Annotated in this window: 18 protein-coding genes; 2 read left to right on the top strand and 16 right to left on the bottom strand. The window is 31.9% G+C overall.

Annotated elements, in window-relative coordinates; translation table 11 throughout:
- Positions 1 to 14: 14 nt before the first annotated feature.
- The 9 genes from B5E58_RS05080 to metG all read right to left on the bottom strand — a co-directional run bounded on the left by B5E58_RS05080 (position 15) and on the right by metG (position 9,661).
- Positions 15 to 416, bottom strand: coding sequence for a NifB/NifX family molybdenum-iron cluster-binding protein (locus B5E58_RS05080; protein WP_088108604.1), 402 nt, complete (start codon positions 414 to 416; stop codon positions 15 to 17).
- A 44-nt stretch (positions 417 to 460) separates the two neighbouring features.
- On the bottom strand, positions 461 to 787 hold the full coding sequence (locus B5E58_RS05075) for a DUF134 domain-containing protein (protein ID WP_242956610.1): 327 nt from the start codon (positions 785 to 787) through the stop codon (positions 461 to 463).
- A gap of 75 nt (positions 788 to 862) precedes the next feature.
- On the bottom strand, positions 863 to 1,897 hold the full coding sequence (locus tag B5E58_RS05070) for an ABC transporter permease subunit (protein ID WP_088108602.1): 1,035 nt from the start codon (positions 1,895 to 1,897) through the stop codon (positions 863 to 865).
- Positions 1,894 to 2,853, bottom strand: a complete 960-nt coding sequence (locus B5E58_RS05065; protein WP_088108742.1) for an ABC transporter permease subunit — start codon at positions 2,851 to 2,853, stop codon at positions 1,894 to 1,896. The genes B5E58_RS05070 and B5E58_RS05065 overlap by 4 nt, the downstream gene beginning before the upstream one ends.
- Positions 2,854 to 2,873: 20 nt before the next feature.
- Positions 2,874 to 4,415, bottom strand: coding sequence for a sugar ABC transporter ATP-binding protein (locus B5E58_RS05060; protein WP_088108601.1), 1,542 nt, complete (start codon positions 4,413 to 4,415; stop codon positions 2,874 to 2,876).
- Between the two features lie 47 nt (positions 4,416 to 4,462).
- A complete protein-coding gene (locus tag B5E58_RS05055; protein WP_242956602.1) occupies positions 4,463 to 5,602 on the bottom strand; it encodes a DUF3798 domain-containing protein in 1,140 nt (379 codons plus the stop codon).
- A 238-nt stretch (positions 5,603 to 5,840) separates the two neighbouring features.
- Entirely contained in the window at positions 5,841 to 6,650 is an 810-nt protein-coding gene (locus B5E58_RS05050) for a G5 and 3D domain-containing protein (protein ID WP_088108600.1), read from the bottom strand.
- A gap of 262 nt (positions 6,651 to 6,912) precedes the next feature.
- A complete protein-coding gene (locus B5E58_RS05045; RefSeq protein ID WP_088108599.1) occupies positions 6,913 to 7,671 on the bottom strand; it encodes a TatD family hydrolase in 759 nt (252 codons plus the stop codon).
- A 1-nt stretch (position 7,672) separates the two neighbouring features.
- Complete coding sequence (metG, locus tag B5E58_RS05040) at positions 7,673 to 9,661, bottom strand: methionine--tRNA ligase (protein WP_088108598.1); 1,989 nt, start codon at positions 9,659 to 9,661, stop codon at positions 7,673 to 7,675.
- Positions 9,662 to 9,922: 261 nt separating this feature from the next.
- Between metG and B5E58_RS05035 the strand changes: the two genes are divergently transcribed.
- On the top strand, positions 9,923 to 10,183 hold the full coding sequence (locus tag B5E58_RS05035) for an HPr family phosphocarrier protein (RefSeq protein ID WP_088108597.1): 261 nt from the start codon (positions 9,923 to 9,925) through the stop codon (positions 10,181 to 10,183).
- A 74-nt stretch (positions 10,184 to 10,257) separates the two neighbouring features.
- Here the strand turns inward: B5E58_RS05035 and B5E58_RS05030 are convergent, their stop codons facing one another.
- The 7 genes from B5E58_RS05030 to B5E58_RS05000 all read right to left on the bottom strand — a co-directional run bounded on the left by B5E58_RS05030 (position 10,258) and on the right by B5E58_RS05000 (position 17,116).
- A complete protein-coding gene (locus tag B5E58_RS05030) occupies positions 10,258 to 11,373 on the bottom strand; it encodes an aminopeptidase (protein ID WP_088108596.1) in 1,116 nt (371 codons plus the stop codon).
- Positions 11,374 to 11,396: 23 nt separating this feature from the next.
- A complete protein-coding gene (locus B5E58_RS05025) occupies positions 11,397 to 11,966 on the bottom strand; it encodes a chromate transporter (RefSeq protein WP_088108595.1) in 570 nt (189 codons plus the stop codon).
- Entirely contained in the window at positions 11,963 to 12,511 is a 549-nt protein-coding gene (locus tag B5E58_RS05020) for a chromate transporter (RefSeq protein WP_088108594.1), read from the bottom strand. The genes B5E58_RS05025 and B5E58_RS05020 overlap by 4 nt, the downstream gene beginning before the upstream one ends.
- Positions 12,512 to 12,596: 85 nt before the next feature.
- A complete protein-coding gene (glmM, locus tag B5E58_RS05015) occupies positions 12,597 to 13,943 on the bottom strand; it encodes a phosphoglucosamine mutase (RefSeq protein WP_088108593.1) in 1,347 nt (448 codons plus the stop codon).
- A gap of 194 nt (positions 13,944 to 14,137) precedes the next feature.
- The gene (locus B5E58_RS05010; RefSeq protein ID WP_088108592.1) at positions 14,138 to 15,469 is read right to left on the bottom strand and encodes a CdaR family protein; all 1,332 of its coding nucleotides are present in this window, start codon (positions 15,467 to 15,469) and stop codon (positions 14,138 to 14,140) included.
- A complete protein-coding gene (gene cdaA / locus B5E58_RS05005) occupies positions 15,462 to 16,328 on the bottom strand; it encodes a diadenylate cyclase CdaA (protein ID WP_088108591.1) in 867 nt (288 codons plus the stop codon). Before cdaA ends, B5E58_RS05010 begins: the two co-directional genes overlap by 8 nt.
- Positions 16,329 to 16,609: 281 nt before the next feature.
- On the bottom strand, positions 16,610 to 17,116 hold the full coding sequence (locus B5E58_RS05000; protein ID WP_088108590.1) for a hypothetical protein: 507 nt from the start codon (positions 17,114 to 17,116) through the stop codon (positions 16,610 to 16,612).
- A gap of 142 nt (positions 17,117 to 17,258) precedes the next feature.
- Here B5E58_RS05000 and B5E58_RS04995 point away from each other — a divergent pair, with 142 nt between their 5' ends.
- Positions 17,259 to 17,456 (top strand): TM2 domain-containing protein, encoded by a 198-nt coding sequence (locus tag B5E58_RS04995; RefSeq protein ID WP_088108589.1) that lies wholly within the window; start codon positions 17,259 to 17,261, stop codon positions 17,454 to 17,456.
- The last annotated feature ends 4 nt before the right edge of the window (positions 17,457 to 17,460 follow it).

The following is a 17,460-nucleotide window of genomic DNA, read 5'->3' as shown; positions in this document are numbered from 1 at the left end:
CAGGCTTTTTAATATTAGTTGTGACAATGTCCTCCACAAGTGTGGTCATGGCTTCCACAGTCGTGACCTTCACCGTGTTCATGATGATGATTACACTCAACATCAGGGTTTCCAATCTGTTCACCACTTAAATATTTTACTATAACTTCATCAACTTTTCCTGTCACACCAGGTATAATTTCAATTCTCTTTTCTCTGAGGGCATTTTTAGCTCCTCCACCAATTCCGCCACATATTAAAACATTAGCAGAAAGAACATTTAAAAAGTCTGCAAGAGCACCATGTCCCTGTCCATTTGTAGCAACTTTTTTAGTTTCTATTACTGTTCCATTTTCAACTTCAAAAAGTGTAAACTCCTCGCTGTGTCCGAAATGCTGAAAAACTTCTCCGTCTTTTGATGTAACTGCTATTATCATAAAAATTTCCTCCCTAATGGTATTTATTTTATTTATATTTTAAATTATTTTTCATGTCTACATCTTCCACACATTTTACCACAAAGACATTTTTTATCTGAAAGGGCATAATTTCCACCTTCTATTTTTATGCCTTTTCCTTGTGTTATAGCGGTGGCAGTTTTTTTTCTGGCATTATAAAGTATCCTTTGAAAAGTTCCTCTTGATACATTCATAATGTCAGCACAAACATTTTGCTCCATATTTTCCAAATCGGCAAGTCTTAGTGCCTCTGTCTCCTCAACAGTGAGAACAACAAAATCATTGTTTCCACTTTCGGGATAAAATATTTTATTTTCAGGTTCAAAACATACCCTTCTACATTTCGTCATTCTCGGCAATTTCCCACCTCCTAAAGAATAATGAGCATATGCACAATATTATTATAATGTGCATATGCTCATTTGTCAATAATCTCTGTTTCTTTTATTATTTATATAAAGAGCAACAACTATTACACCATAAGCCATAAAAACTCTGAAAAATTCTCCTATTTGAGGGTCATTAAAAATATTTGTACCCGCTTTTGGTGCAACAATAAAAAGCAGATAAAAAAGAAGTGTTCCCACAATGGCATTCATAAATCCGGCTTTTTTTATTGATGCTCCACCTACAAGTATTGCTGCCGCTGCATATATACCAACTTGGTCATGGCTTCCGAATGTGCTTAAAGTTCCTATATTTTGTAAAGATATAATCTGTCCCCAAGCTGCAAAAACAGTTGAAAGTATTATGGCTATAACTCTTACTCTATTAACATTTATACCTCTCTCCTCAGCAGTTTTTATATCAAGTCCAGTTATTTTCATATGATGACCTAATTTTGTTTTACTAAGATACCATATAAAAACACACAAAAGACCACATATAAAAAGTGTAAAAAGAGGAATTTTTATTCCCATAATTCTTATATATGTTGGAAAACGGTCAAGACTGTATTTTATAATTCCAAGGTCTATGGTACTTTTTATACCCCTGCCACCTTCAACACCTATTACAGGATTATTTACAGGTATTAAAATAATTATGAGCTGATATATACCTGAAAAGAAATATCCTGCTATAAGCCCTGTTATCATCTCTCTGCCTTTTGTTTTATTCATAAGTATTCCTATAAACAAACCAAATATAAAAGCTATTGGAAGGGATATTAAAAAGGCTGTGAAAGTTCCAAAAATGCCTTCTATATTCATTATAACAACAGCTATAATAGCCAGTTGCCCAGCCATAGCCCCAATAGTGAGAGCAAAGTTTATACCCATTCCGGCGGTTATAGGTATTATAAGAGATAAAACTATAAAAAGATTTCTTCCAAGTCTTTCTATAATATCATTTAAAACCATTCTAAAGGAAAGACCTGATATTAAAAATCCCACTACTCCCAAAAATATAAATATACAAGGTACAGTATAATTTTTAAATATATTTTTTATTGATGTCATTTTAATCTTCTTCCCCCCTGTCTAACCAGTGCATACAATATTACACCATAACTTATTGTCATTCTCACAGCGTCAGAAAGAGATGAGTCTGTCAATATACTATTTATAACAGGAGTTGATAGTGTTATTAAAAGTTGAAAAATACATACTCCAATTACAGCATTAAAAACAGAAGCCTTTTTTATTGTAGCACCACCTAAAAGTATACCTGCAACAGCTGAAAAAGGCATCATAAGAGGCGATTGATATAACTGTATAAATCCATAACCTGATGAATACACAAGTATTCCTAATGCTCCAAGTATATTTGAAAGAGTTATTCCCAAAACTCTATATTTATCTGGTTTTATACCACAGTTAAGGGCAAATTTAGGTTTTATTCCAGCAGTTTTCATAGCAATTCCTGTTTTTGTATGTAAAAATAAATAGACTAGAACACACATAATCACAAAAAATACTATACTTCCAAAAATACCTAAAATCCCTCCAAAACTATTTTCAAGAGATATTGTTGTTCTTAGTCCTTTTCCTCCTATTGTCCAAACCATATCAGGGCTTTTAAAGGGAAGTAAAACCCAAGCTATTGACATAAGGGACACAGCGGAAAAGCCTGCATAAGTTCCCACTGTCATTTCATCGCCCTTTATTCCATTTAATATTTTCCCATAGCCTATTCCTGTCAATGTAGAAAAAACAACAGATAAAGCCACAGCAAAAATAAAACCACTTACACCTGAAAAACCTAATTCTATCGAAATTACTCCTCCAAGAAGTCCACAGAGTATTCCCATTGATATGCCAAAATTAAGACCTGCTCCACAACATACAGAAGGAACCATAGCAAGTACAAGTATACCGTTCATTCCAACACGATTTAAAAAATCAAAAAAAGTGTTTTTTCCAAAAATAATAAAAATACATATTATAAAAAATAATACATATAAAGAAACAAGCATATTTTTTTTATTTTTTATTGTCAATTTTTTTCACCTCCATAGGACATAGCAATTCCAAATCTCTCAGAAGGTTCATCAGAATTAATTATCTCACTTATGTTTCCATTATTTATAATTGCAATTCTTCCACAAACACTTCTAAGCTCTTTAAGATCACTGGAAATCATAATTATAGTAAGTCCTTCTTTATCACATATATATTTTAAACTGTCTATTATATTGTTTTTTGCTCCTATATCAACACCCCTTGTCACATCAGAAACCACTAGTATTTTGGGATTTAAGGCAAGAGCTTTTGCAATACAAACTTTCTGTTGATTTCCTCCGCTAAGTTCTCCTACAGGTTGATTTATGTTTTCACACTTTATATTAAATTTATCAACACATTTTTTTGAATATTCTCTCATTGATTTTCTATCATTAAACTTTATAAAGCCTATTTTTTTTATAAATTTTCCATTTATATACATGGCACTTAAACATATATTTTCATATATACTTCCAGCCAAATAAAGACCTGTACCTTTTCTGTCTGATGATACATAAGCAATTCCATTTTTTAATATATTTTCACTGTCTCCATTTTTGACTTTAACACCATTAACAAATATATCACCAGTAGAATTTATAATTCCTCCCAAAACATCTCCAATTATATTTCTTCCCTGTCCTGTCATTCCGCCTATGCCGATTATTTCACCTTTATAAACATCAAGACACAAGTTTTTTATAAATTCATTTCCATTTTCTGCTGACAAATTCTTTATTGACAGTGCAATATTATTTGATGTTTTATTTTTATAGTTTTCAATAGGATTAACTTCTTGTCCCACCATAAGTTTTGCCAGTTCATTTTCTGTCACTTCATTTTTATTAAATGTTCCTACATTTTTTCCATATCTCAAAACTGTTATTCTATCAGCATACTCCATAACCTCATCTAATCTATGAGTTATAAATATTATGGAAATTCCTTTTTTAGATAAATCTCTTATAATATCTCCAAAAATTTTACTCTCATCATTTGTCAAAGAAGCTGTTGGTTCATCAAATATAATAACTTTTATATTATCTTTTTTTATCTCTCTACCTATCTCAACAAAATGTTTTTCTCCAACCGATAAATTTTTGCAAATATCATCAGCTTTAAATTCACACTTCATACTTTTAATAATATTAGTTGTTTTATCTCTCATAGAATTTATATCAAGAGTTTTTGAATTTTTATGTACTATTTCATCATTTAAAAACATATTTTCCAAAACAGTAATATCATCTATAATACTTAATTCCTGTTTAGCAATAGATATTCCATACTTTACTGCATCTTTAGGATTATTTATAACTACTTTTTCACCTTCAATAAATATTTCACCTAAAAATCCACCAGTTTTCTCTATAACAGGCATACCCGAAAGTATATTCATAAGAGTTGATTTTCCTGCACCATTTTCTCCTAAAAGAGCATGTATTTCACATTTATTTAATGAAAATGAAACATTATCTAAAACAACATTTTCACCATATTTTTTTGTAATATTTTTTATTTCAATAACATTCATACAATCACCTTATAATTAAAATAGGGGGCTTTAGCCCCCATTTTTATTTAAAAATTAACATAATTTTCAAGTATCATATAAACATTTGGAACTTCTTCCCCTGTAACAAGACTTTTATAGTTTGACATTTTAACCTTATCAGTACCAGCCACAGCGTCAAAGGCTGATTTTAAAGCCTCTGGGTCATTTTTGCCATTAGTCTCACCGTTACAATATTTTATAGCATACTCCACAGCAGACTCTATTATAGTCATATTAACAGGTGTTTCCCAAGTTGAAAATCTTCCTGTACCATTTTTTTCTGCAACTTTTTCACGTATAGCATTTATAATATATTCTGTATCTCCAGAATGTTCCTCATCAACAGATATTCCCAAAGCTCCTGGATAACCATGGTAAGGGCTAGGACAACATTGTTGTGCTACTATTGCACCAGCGTCAACGCTAGCTTTTATAAGAGGCTCTTGCATTGAACAGTTTGTATTAAAGAAACAAGTATTTTTTCCATACTGTTCAACTTTTTTAGGTATATCCTCAAGTATAAACATTTGAGCTCCTGAAATTCCTAAATCTCCCATAGGGTCAGGACAAGTTTCCTCAACAAAATTTATACCTAATTTTTCACACTCTGCTTTCATAATCTCAAAACGCTCTTTATAGAGAGGTGATGACATATGACGAGGGAATGAATAATGGACAAAAGTTTCTGCTCCCATAGATTTCGCCTGTTCTGGTATTGTATAACCCATATTGACTTCATCAGGGTGTATGAGTACATCTACAATCTTGGAAATCATATCAGGGTCCTCAACAGTGTTTCCACATATAAGTAATATATCAGGTCTTTCCTCTCTTACTTTCTCAAAGGCTGCGGAAGCTCCTGTAATACCTATACACATTATAATTGCTTTTATATCAGGGTCGGAAGCAAGCTGCATCATATTTGCAATAGTTGTTTCCTGTTCTTTAACAAAATTATCGGGATATGTGACACATTCTATCATATCGCCGTATTTTTCCTTTAACATTTGAGCGGCTCTGTATTCTTCCTCTCCTTGGGCAACAGTGCCTGTCATAATTCCTATTTTAAAACCTGTACTGCTTTCACTATTATTTGAAGAACAGCCGGAAAACATTGAAACCATAACAACAAGGGCTATAAACAATGCTGTAAATCTTTTAATCAAGTTTTTTAACCTCCCTATAAATAAAATATCTTTTGATATAATACCAAAAAAAACTTATAAAAACCATTAAAGACAAAAATATTATGTTAATTTCTACAAATACAATATCTTAAACATATTAAACATATTTTATATTGTTGTATTTGCTACGGTGTTTTTCTTTTTTTATAAAAAGACAAAAAAATAGGTGCGGAAAATTTTTTCCGCACCCTCATAGCATTTAAATGTGTATTTTTAATTAATCTAAAACGTAAAGTGTTACGTTTCTTACTCCCCAAGAGAAAGCTTCTGATTTTGTGTTGTAACAAAGGTCAATTTTATTTCCCTTTATTGCTCCACCTGTATCTTCTGCAACTGCAACACCATATCCCGGAACATAAACTTTTGTTCCAAGTGGTATAACTCTAGGGTCTACTGCAATAACGCCTTTTTTTGCAACTGTTCCTGATGCTGTTATACCATTACAACCTGCATCAAAGCCTGTATAACCTGTTGCTCTAACGTTTATCGCATCTTTGTATGTGTATCCATCAATATTTCTTGCTGTTCCTTTTTCAATTATTTTTGTCACTGGTTCTTTAACAATTTTTTCTTCAACTACTTCTGAAGATAAAACTTCATCTTTTGAAACTGTTTCTTTGATTGTTGTTTCAAGAACACCTTCGCTACCTTCCTGCACAACTCTTTCTACACCGTAATCAAGTGCATCTGTCTCACGATACTCAACTGTAAAAGGTATCGCATCTGTCTTTGTTATAATGTTTTCTGTTATTGTAGCAACATTTATTATCATGTTACTGCAAAGAGCTGTTGTTTCGCTTACATTTTCAAGTTTGTAGTCTGCTTCAATAAATTCGTCTATACTTGCCATCAGTTCGCCTACTGTTGCTTCTTCAGTGCTTACCATTCTTGGAACACCGTCAATGTTAATTATTACAGGCATATTATTGTCGTCGGCTGAACTTTCAGGTGAAAATGCAGATGCTGTTCCTGTACACATTGCCAATATAAATACTACGATAGCCATTACTCTAAGTCGTTTAGTCATTATTTATTATCCTCCTTGGATTTTTTTAAAACATTTACGGACTTTTTTTGTGGGAAAGAGCTACCGCAAAATATTTTAAAATCCTTATCCTACTAGTTTTTATTTCTGACATTACTTTCTTAAAATGCCTCTCTACAGTATTGTTTTTATAACGTGCTCAGTGTCATAAATACTGCAAAAAATAAAGACATATCATTGTAGATATATCTTTATCTTAATTACAGTAATTATATTAACACATCTGTAACAATTACGCAACAATTTATTTAAAAAACAATTGTTTTGCATTTAATTTTGTAATATTTGCAACTTTTTCAGGTGTTAAATCTTTAATTTTTGCTAGTTTTTTCACTACGAATTGTAAGTTTCTGGAATCATTCCTTTTACCTCTATTAGGAATAGGTGACAAATAAGGGCTATCTGTTTCTATAAGTATTTGTTCTAATTGTATAGTCTCCGCAACTTCGACAAGTTTTTTAGCATTAGAAAAAGTTATAACTCCTCCAATTCCAATATAAAAACCCATATTAATGTAATCTTTTGCCATCTGGGCACTACCTGAGTAACAATGTATTACACCCTTTCTTACTCCACTTTCTTTTATTATGTCAAAAGTCTCTTTTGAAGCCTCTCTTGAGTGAATTATTACAGGTTTATTAACTTCCTTAACAAGTTCAAGTTGACGTTTAAACCAATATCTTTGAACATCTCTTGGTGAGTTGTCATAGTAATAGTCAAGACCTATTTCTCCTATGGCAACGACTTTTTTATGACTGGACATTTGACGGAGTTCGTCCAAGTCAGACTCTTTCATATTTTCAGCATCATGAGGATGAACACCAACAGCTGCATAAACATAGTCATACTTTTCAGCCATTTCAATACTCTTTCTTGAGCTTTCCATGTCACAGCCTACATTTATAACATAGTCTATACCGCAGGAAGGGAGAAGATTTAAAATCTCCTCCCTATCCTTATCAAAACGTCCATCATCATAATGAGCGTGTGATTCAAAATACATATTAGCCTATTTCGACTCCGCTTTCAAAGTCTGGTTTGTCTACTGTTGCAAGGGAGAGGTTTCCGTCACTGTCCTCTGCTGCAAGTATCATACCATAGGAGTATTCTCCCATCATTTTTCTTGGTTTAAGGTTGGCAACAATTATAACTCTCTTACCAACCATTTCTTCTGGTGTATACCACTGAGAAATACCTGAGAATATAACTCTTTCTTCATCTCCAACTTTTACAACATTTCTTAAAAGTTTTTTGGATTTCTGAACTTTTTCTGATGATATAACTTCTCCAACTTTAAGCTGTACTTTTAAGAAGTCATCAATTGTTATTTCAGGAACTTTTTCTTCCTCTTTTTCCTCTTCTTTTTTATCTTCTTTAGAAGCCTCTTTTGTCTGATTAGCAACAGAAGCTGCCTGAGCCGCTTTCATAGCCTCCTCAAGCTCTGCAAGCTCTTTTTTAATGTCAATTCTAGGGAATATTGCTTCGCCCTTAGAAACGGCTACCTGACGGTCTAAAAGACCCCATGTCTTAATTGTATCCCATGCAGTCATTTCACCCTCTGTAATACCTATCTGTTTCCATATAAGAGCTGGAGTATTTGGCATAAATGGCTGTATCATTATTGATACTATTCTTATACTTTCAGCTACATTATAAAGAGCATTTGCAAGAACATCTTTCTTTGTCTCGTCTTTTATAAGTATCCAAGGCTGTGTTTCATCAATATATTTATTTGTTCTTCTTATAAGTGTCCAAATTTCATTTAATGCATCACTAAAGAGCATTTTTTCCATTTTTTCTTCAACTTTTTCAGCTGTTTCTTTTGCAACATTTATAAGGTCAGCGTCAAACTCTGTTTCTTTCTGTTCTGCTGGAAGTTTTCCACCAAAATATTTTTCAATCATACCTGCTGTTCTTGAAACAAGGTTTCCAAGGTCGTTAGCAAGGTCTGAGTTAATTCTCTGTATAAGAGCCTCATTTGAGAAGTTTCCGTCCTGTCCAAAGGCAATCTCTCTTAAAAGGAAATAACGTATAGCATCTACACCATATTTTTCAACAAGAACGAATGGGTCTACTACGTTTCCAACAGATTTTGACATTTTATTTCCGTTAATTACAAGCCAGCCATGACCAAATATTTTTTTAGGAAGTGGAAGGTCAAGAGCCATAAGCATTGCAGGCCATATTATAGAATGGAAACGAACTATCTCTTTACCTACAACGTGAACATCAGCGGGCCAGAATTTTTTAAATAATGAGTCGTCATCTGAACCATATCCCATAGCTGTGATATAGTTTGAAAGGGCATCAACCCAAACATATACAATGTGTCCTGGGTCAAATTCAACAGGAATACCCCATGTAAATGATGTACGACTTACTGCAAGGTCTTCAAGACCTGGTTTTAAGAAATTATTTATCATTTCATTCTGACGTGTTGCAGGCTGAAGCCATTCAGGATTTTCTTCCATATATTTAATAATTCTATCCTGATATTTTGAAAGTCTAAAGAAATAACTTTCCTCTTTTACTTTCTCAACTTCACGTCCACAGTCAGGACATTTTCCGTCTACAAGCTGATGTTCTGTGAAAAATGTTTCACAAGGAGTACAGTACCAACCTTCATATTCACTTTTATAAATATCTCCCTGGTCGTAAAGTCTCTTAAATATTTTCTGAACAGCCTTTACATGATAATCATCTGTTGTACGGATAAATTTATCATAAGATATGTCAAGTTTCTGCCATAAATCTTTGAATGTAGCAACGATTTTATCTGTATAAGCCTTAGGTGTTGTATTCTGAGCCTCTGCAATACGCTCAATTTTCTGTCCGTGTTCGTCACTTCCTGTGAGGAACATTACATCAAAACCTCTAAGTCTTTTATATCTTGCCATTGTATCTGTGGCAACAGTACAGTATGAATGACCGATATGAAGTTTATCACTTGGATAATATATCGGTGTAGTTATATAGAATTTTTCTTTTTCCAAAATAATCCCTCCAAAAGATTTGATTTCTGAAAAATATTATATATGTTTTAGTGACAAAATGCAATTAAAGGAAAAATCAATATAATTTGTATTTTGAATTAATAATACAATTTTTATGCAAAATGATAAAAAGCTCTTGCATTTATATATATAAACTGTTAAAATTCATGTTTTGATTATTGTGTATTATTGAAAATCCAATTCTTGTATGATACTATATTTATAGGTAAATAATAGTTAAACAGGAGGTTTCGAGATATTATGGTGGAAGGTGTAGCAAGGATTTCAAATCCAACTGGTCTTCATGCAAGGTCCGCTTCACAGTTCACACACTTTACCAACAAATTTAAGTGCAAAATTCATTTAGTTCAGGATGATGTTATTTCCAACGCCAAGAGCATTTTGAACGTGCTAGTCCTTGGCTTGGAGCAAGGTATGGATGTGACTGTGCGTGTTGACGGACCCAATGAAAAAAATGTTCTTAAAGAAGTGATTAATTATATCGAAACGCTTGAAGACTAAAAAGTAAGGTATCCGAAAGTTTTTGAAGACTTTTATGGATACCTTTTTTCTTTGCATATTTAACTTATTTTAAATTATTTTAAATTTTCAGGATTTAAACATTGAAGTTCTGGCAAAACAAATATACCGTCTTTTCTTATTAAAACATCATCAAAATATATTTCTCCTCCGCCATACTCAGGAGTCTGTATGAACACTAAATCCCAATGTATAGCTGATTTATTGCCGTTTGGTGCATCTTCATAACAGTTTCCCGGTGTAAAATGTATACTTCCCATAATCTTTTCATCAAAAAGAATATTGTTCATAGGTTTTGTTATATATGGATTTACACCGATAGCAAACTCTCCTACATATCTTGCACCTTCATCAGTATCAAAAACTTTATTTACTCTCTCTGTGTCATTGGCAGTAGCTTTTATTATCTTTCCATTTTCAAATGTAAGACTAACGTTTTCAAATGTAAAACCGTCATACTCAGAAGGTGTATTGTATGTTATAGTGCCATTTATAGAATTTTTTACAGGTGCAGTATAAACTTCTCCGTCAGGTATATTACACTCTCCCGCACATTTTACAGCTGGTATATCTTTTATTGAGAATGATATATCAGTGTTTTTTCCTGTAATTCTTACTTTATCAGTTTTATTCATAATATTTACAAGACTATCCATAGCCTTTGACATTTTGCTGTAATCTAAATTACATACATCAAAATAATAATTTTCAAAACCTTCAAGGCTCATTTTTGCAGACTGTGCCATACTTCCACAAGGGTATCTTAAAACAACCCATTTTGTGTGAGGAACTCTTATTTCATGGTGTACTGGATGTTGATAATATTTATTATATATCTCCATTTTTTCAGAAGGCACATCATAAAGCTCTGCTCCGTTTTCTTCTCCTCTCACACCTATAAAAGCGTCCATGGCTTTCATTTTCTCACAGGCAAATTTTGCTTCTATTTCAGCCTGTTCCTTTGTCATTCCCATTAAAAGTTCTCTCTCAACAGAGTTTGTTCTTATCTCAACAAAAGGATTAGCTCCAACTTTATATATCTCTTTTACAAGAGCTTTTACAAGGGGAATAGGTGCTGTTCCATTACAATTTATAAGAACATTTTCGCCTTTTTTTACACTACAAGAATAATTGACAATATTTTTTGCTAAAATTTCTATTCTGCTATCCATAAAATCTTCCTTTCAAAAAATATTTAAGCGGCAAACTGGAATATAATTCCCACTATTGCCGAAAATGCTATATAAAATACGGGATGTTTATTAAATTTCTTTATAAGTATAAATATTACAACAGCTAAAACTATCTCTTTAAATCTAAAAAACTCCATAATTCCACCGGAAAACAATCCTTCTATATTTATAAGAGATATTTTAACAATCTCAAAACAAGCTGCTGCAATAAGACCTGTTGAAGCTGGTCTAAGACCATAAAAAGCCTTATTAACATAAGAATTTGATTGGAATTTTTCCAAAACTCCAGCAATAATATCTATTATTATTATACTTGGCAAAACAAGAGCAAATGTTGATATAAGACAACCTATAACACCATGAGTTATAAATCCTACATATGTTGACATATTAACACCTATTGCTCCCGGTGTAGACTCTGAAACAGCAATCATATTTGCCAAATCAGTGTATGTGTACCAACCTGTTTTGTCAGAAATATTATATAAAAAAGGTATTGTGGCAGCTCCTCCACCTATTGAGAAAAGACCTGTTTTAAAAAATTCTATAAAAAGTGTTATCAATTCACTCATTTATTATCTTCCCCCTTTTTTATTGATTTTATAATTATTCCTGCAAAGGCTGAACAAATTACAGAAATGATAGGTGAAACATTTGTTGCAACAGCTATAAAAAATACTATAAGACATATTATAAGAGTTGGACTGTCTTTAACTCCCGTTTTTCCTATTTTTATTACAGCATTAAATATAAGAACACAGACACACACTCTTATTCCTGCAAAAGCATTGTTTACAATGGCAAGATGTGAAAATTCACTGAGAAAAGATGCTATAACAGCTATAATAACTATTGAAGGTGATATAAATCCCAAAGTTGAAACTAAACTTCCTATAATTCCTTTATTTTTATAACCTATAAATGTTGATACATTTACAGCTATTACTCCCGGTGTACACTGTCCTACTGCAAAATAATCTATTACTTCCTCATTTGTTGCCCATTTCTTATTTTCCACAATCTCTCTTTGTATTATAGGCAAAAGGGCATATCCTCCGCCGAATGCAATACAGCCCATTTTGAAAAATGTTATATAAAGCTCTATAAGCATTCTCATAATAATCATCTCCTATATTTTAAAAATTTATAAAATATAAAGAGGGCATTTTAAAAAGCCCTGTTTTTAAAATACCCTCATTTATTTACTGAAGTTTTTCTTCTATAAGTGCTGCAAGACTTTCTGCTTCTGCTTTCATAACCTCAAGATTTTTTCCTTCAATCATAACTCTTACAAGAGGCTCTGTTCCTGATGTACGTATGAGAACACGACCTTCTCCAGCAAATTTTGCTGTAAGTTCATCAATACGCTCTTTTATCTCAGCAACTTCCATGTAATCATTTTTCTTTGCATTATTTACCTTTGCATTAACAAGAACCTGTGGCATTGACTCCATTATTTCAGCCATTTCAGAAGCTTTAAGTCCACACTCTTTTAAAACTGTGAGCATCTGTATAGCTGTTGTAATTCCGTCTCCTGTTGTGTTGTAATCAAGGAATATAACGTGTCCTGACTGCTCTCCACCAAGGTTATATCCTTTTTCAAGCATTCTTTCAAGAACATATCTATCTCCAACATTAACCTGTTCAATATCTATTCCATGCTCTTTTCCCATTATTGTGAGACCAAGATTACTCATTATTGTACCAACAATGGCATCATTTTTAAGTTCACCTTTTTTCTTCATATTATAACCACATATTGCAAGAATTTTATCACCATCAATAAGATTTCCTTTTTCATCAACAGCAAGACATCTATCTGCATCACCATCAAAAGCAAAACCTATATCACAGCCATTTTCAACAACAAATTCACATATATCTTCCATATGTGTTGAGCCGCAGTTTTTATTTATATTTGTTCCGTCTGGCTCATTATGAATTATTGATACAGATGCACCAAGATTTAAAAGAGCTATTGGAGCAGCTTTATATGATGCACCATTAGCACAGTCAATAGCAACTTTTATTCCATTAAATTTTGTGTTTGTTGTAGTTGTAAGAAAATCTATATAATCATCAAGAGCATCTTCAGCTATTGATTTTGTTCCTACATCTTTTCCAACAGGTACTGGAATTTCTTCCATTTTAAGAAGAAGGTCTTCTATTTCATTTTCAAGCTCATCTCTGAGTTTATATCCTTCATTATTGAAAAATTTAATACCATTATATTCAACAGGATTATGTGAAGCTGATATTACAACACCAGCGTCAAGTTTATATTTTCTTACAAGATATGCAACAGCAGGTGTTGGCACAATTCCAGCTATTATAGCATGAGCTCCAACAGAACATATACCAGCTACAAGAGCAGATTCAAGCATATCTCCTGAAATTCTTGTATCCATACCAACAAGTATTTTTGGTGCATGAGCAGTTTCCTTTGTAAGTACATACGCTCCTGCTCTACCTAAATTATATGCAAGCTCACCTGTGAGCTCTGTATTTGCAACACCTCTTACTCCATCAGTTCCAAAAAGTTTTCCCATTTATTATTTCTCCCTTCCGAAATACTCATATATTTATTCAAAATACTCTTTTTCCCCTAATTAAAACTGCTTTCGTTATTATACCATTACACTATTATAAAAGTAAATATTAAAAGGTGCAGTAAAACCTAATATTACAGCATTTAACACATTTTCCAACTGTATATTATGTTTTTCTCTGCACCTTGTTAAAATTAATTTTCGGTTTCTGTATTTTCTGTATTTTCTGGAATTTCTGTATTATTTTCGGTTGTATTATTAGAATTTCCAAAAACAGAAACTTCAGCATTATATGCTCCACCTACAATAGAAACACCATCTGGCAGGTTAAATTCAACCTCAACCACGTGAGTTCCTTCTGTAAGGTTATCAACATTTACTGTTCCTGTGATTTCACTTTCATTTACACTATCAATAGCATTCTTTGAACCTTTAATTGTAAGATGAACATTTTCAGGTACAAAGGAAGCTTGAAGTCCTTCTGCTGGTTTTCCTTCAATATTTATTTTAGAAAAGTCTATTATAAGCTCTTTTGTTGTCTCTGTACTTATAGAAACTGTAACTTTGATTTCAGATTCTACACCATCTTTAGGTTTAACATTCTCAGGTAAAATATCATCTATATCATATACAGTTTCAACATTTGCAGTTCTTCCATTTACATTGACAACAGGAAGTGTTATTTCACTTATCTCCTGTAAAACACTGTCTGTGCCTGTAATATCAATATATTGTGGGTCACAAGATATGTTTTCAACAGTATAACCTTCTGCCGGAGTTCCTTGTATTGTAGCCTTTACAAGAACTCTTTTACTCTTACTTATTCCAACTTTTACTTTAACTTGATTTTGACTAAAAGTTATTCCAGAAACAACATTTCCATCTTTATCATAAGCTACAAGGTCTGCATTAACTGTAACATCTTTATCTGGACTATCTATTGTAACAGCAGCTTCTACAGAATTAACCATGTTTACTGCCGACTCTGCACCAGATATTTTTACTGTTTCAGGTGTAACAACAGGTTTTGAAACAACATATCCACTTCCTGCTTGACCATTTACAACAGCCTCAACATTTCTTTCAACAGAAACAAGATTTTCAACTTTTACAGGAACAAAAGCTGGGTCCTTTGACATTATCTCAAAGCCATCTCCTGCATTACTTGGAAGTTTTACCTCTATATAAAGTGAAACATATTCTCCATTTCCTGCACTTGCTGTGGCTTTTTTAAGGTCAACAGTAGCCTGTATATAGTTTCTATATTGAGAAAGTCTATCAAGAGCCATTCTCTCTCCTCTTACTTTTATTGTAACATTTGTGTCCTTAAGTTCTTCAAGGTTTGTTATTACAAGTCCTTGTTCTGCAAGAGCCTCTTCATTTTCAAACTTTATCTGAGTTGTATAATTTCTGTTTTCTATGGGATTTTCTATATTTATTACCATAAACCAGAGACCAACTGCAATACACACGGAAAGAAGTTTCCAGCCTATGTCTTTCATTATCATCTCTTTTATTTTATTCATCTGACTGTCTTCCCTTCCACAAAACTAATTTTTTCTTTATGGATTGTTTTCCACTTTGAGTAGAGAGCATTCCTCTAAGTGTTTCTATACTAACATTTCTGTAAAGAACTCCGTCTTTTGCCATAGATATATAACCCGTTTCCTCAGATACTACTATTACATAGGCATCAGAAACCTCACTGGCACCGATTGCCGCTCTGTGTCTCGTTCCAAGTTCCATACTTATATCATTACTCTCTGTAAGAGGAAGAAAACAAGTTGCTGCGGCAACTCTATTGTTTCGTATTATTACAGCTCCATCATGAAGTGGGGTATCTTTTTCAAATATATTTATGAGAAGCTGACTTGTTACAATAGCATCAATAGGTATTCCTGTTCTTTCAAGCTCTCCAAGAGGTACAGTTTTTTCTATAAGTATAAGAGCTCCTGTCTTTACAGCTCCCATTTTATCGGCAGCTTTAAGTATCTCATCAATTGTTTTTGCATTGGCTTTTTCATCATCTTTATTTTCATCTTTCATAAAAAGCTCAAACATTTTACCTTTTCCAAGCTGCTCTAATGCTCTTCTAAGTTCTGGCTGGAAAACAACTATAATAGCTATTATTCCTACGGATATTGTATTAGTAAGTATCCATGTTATAGTGTTAAGTTTAAGGATAGAGGCAAATATATAAAATACAAATATTACAAGTATACCCTTTAACAGAGTCCATGCCCTTGTTTCCTTTATCCAGAATATTATTTTGTAAATAAGATAAGCAACTATAGCTATATCAAGAATATCTATAATACCTATTGTTAGGGAAGTGTTTATAGTCATGTTCCCTATGCTGTTTAGTGCATCACTTATATAATCCATATATCTCATACCCCATCTATATTAAATATTTTATAAATAAAAATTTGTGTTTTTTAATTTTATATATCGCTTATAAATATATATGCATAAATAATATTATGTATAATAATTTTAAAGTTTGCCTATTTTTTAACAAATTTTTCGTTAACTATAATAATTATATCATAAAAACAACCTTTAAATTAAAAATTTACTATTAAATTTATTAAGTTTTTATTACAAAAAAAGGCAAAACAGCTCTAGATTTTTATCCAGAGCTGTTTTTTTAGATTGTATTAAAATTATTCAAGTATTACACTTGATAAAATATCTCCTATTGCAAGAGAGTAATTCTCTATAAGTTTATATTCTTCTGTGCCTTCATCAAAAGGTATACTATCCATAGCCTTATATGTTAAAACAACATTCATACCTTCTTCTTCATTTCTTATAACTACATTATCAACACTTTCTTCCTGTGATTTTATATTATCATAATCACCTGTATTATAAAGTTTAAATGTTCCTAACACAGCAGTTTTATCATCTTTCTCAAAATTTATTGTAGTCATTGTTCCACCAACTACTGTTCCTTCAATAGGCTCTATTTTAAAATCTATGTACTGTGAAATATCTTCAGGAAGATTAAAAGAAAGAGTATATTCTTTATTATTTGCCCTCATTGTAGTAATTGAGTTTCTCTCTGTTCCTGATGTTTCAACACCTGAATTCCATTCATCTTTTGATGAATTTCCACAGCCTGATAAAATAGCTATAATAGAAATAATTAACACAAATATTTTTTTCATAAATTCACACTCCTGATTAATATTTAAAATTAACATAAACAAATTAATTTATTTAATATACGTTTAATTATATAATTATATTATAATAAAAAACAATATTTTGTTTTTATACGTATTATTTTTTAGAAGGGAGTGTATTATTATGAGTTATCCAAGTCCAAAAAGTAAATGGGTATCACTTTTTCTATGTATATTTTTAGGTGTTTTTGGAATACACAAATTTTATGAAGAAAAAATACTTATGGGAATATTATATATATGTACAGGAGGACTTTTGGGGATAGGAGTTATTATTGATATAATAGCACTTATATTCAAACCAAATCCTTATTATCCATAATAAA

It is taken from the genome of Tyzzerella sp. An114 (genome assembly GCF_002161055.1).
GTDB classification, from domain to species: Bacteria; Bacillota; Clostridia; order Lachnospirales; family Anaerotignaceae; genus Fimicola; species Fimicola cottocaccae.
This window is presented reverse-complemented; position numbering and strand designations above follow the sequence as displayed.

What these genes read in the sequence shown, in the direction of transcription:
- B5E58_RS05025 (WP_088108595.1), bottom strand. Translation starts at nt 11,966, where the DNA reads ATGAGTGAATTGATAACACTTTTTATAGAATTTTTTAAAACAGGTCTT.
- B5E58_RS05050 (WP_088108600.1), bottom strand. Translation starts at nt 6,650, where the DNA reads ATGACTAAACGACTTAGAGTAATGGCTATCGTAGTATTTATATTGGCA.
- B5E58_RS05030 (WP_088108596.1), bottom strand. Translation starts at nt 11,373, where the DNA reads ATGGATAGCAGAATAGAAATTTTAGCAAAAAATATTGTCAATTATTCT.
- B5E58_RS05080 (WP_088108604.1), bottom strand. Translation starts at nt 416, where the DNA reads ATGATAATAGCAGTTACATCAAAAGACGGAGAAGTTTTTCAGCATTTC.
- B5E58_RS05000 (WP_088108590.1), bottom strand. Translation starts at nt 17,116, where the DNA reads ATGAAAAAAATATTTGTGTTAATTATTTCTATTATAGCTATTTTATCA.
- B5E58_RS05020 (WP_088108594.1), bottom strand. Translation starts at nt 12,511, where the DNA reads ATGAGAATGCTTATAGAGCTTTATATAACATTTTTCAAAATGGGCTGT.
- glmM (WP_088108593.1), bottom strand. Translation starts at nt 13,943, where the DNA reads ATGGGAAAACTTTTTGGAACTGATGGAGTAAGAGGTGTTGCAAATACA.
- B5E58_RS05070 (WP_088108602.1), bottom strand. Translation starts at nt 1,897, where the DNA reads ATGACATCAATAAAAAATATATTTAAAAATTATACTGTACCTTGTATA.
- B5E58_RS05010 (WP_088108592.1), bottom strand. Translation starts at nt 15,469, where the DNA reads ATGAATAAAATAAAAGAGATGATAATGAAAGACATAGGCTGGAAACTT.
- B5E58_RS05065 (WP_088108742.1), bottom strand. Translation starts at nt 2,853, where the DNA reads ATGCTTGTTTCTTTATATGTATTATTTTTTATAATATGTATTTTTATT.
- B5E58_RS05045 (WP_088108599.1), bottom strand. Translation starts at nt 7,671, where the DNA reads ATGTATTTTGAATCACACGCTCATTATGATGATGGACGTTTTGATAAG.
- cdaA (WP_088108591.1), bottom strand. Translation starts at nt 16,328, where the DNA reads ATGGATTATATAAGTGATGCACTAAACAGCATAGGGAACATGACTATA.
- B5E58_RS05075 (WP_242956610.1), bottom strand. Translation starts at nt 787, where the DNA reads ATGACGAAATGTAGAAGGGTATGTTTTGAACCTGAAAATAAAATATTT.
- B5E58_RS05035 (WP_088108597.1), top strand. Translation starts at nt 9,923, where the DNA reads ATGGTGGAAGGTGTAGCAAGGATTTCAAATCCAACTGGTCTTCATGCA.
- B5E58_RS05060 (WP_088108601.1), bottom strand. Translation starts at nt 4,415, where the DNA reads ATGAATGTTATTGAAATAAAAAATATTACAAAAAAATATGGTGAAAAT.
- B5E58_RS04995 (WP_088108589.1), top strand. Translation starts at nt 17,259, where the DNA reads ATGAGTTATCCAAGTCCAAAAAGTAAATGGGTATCACTTTTTCTATGT.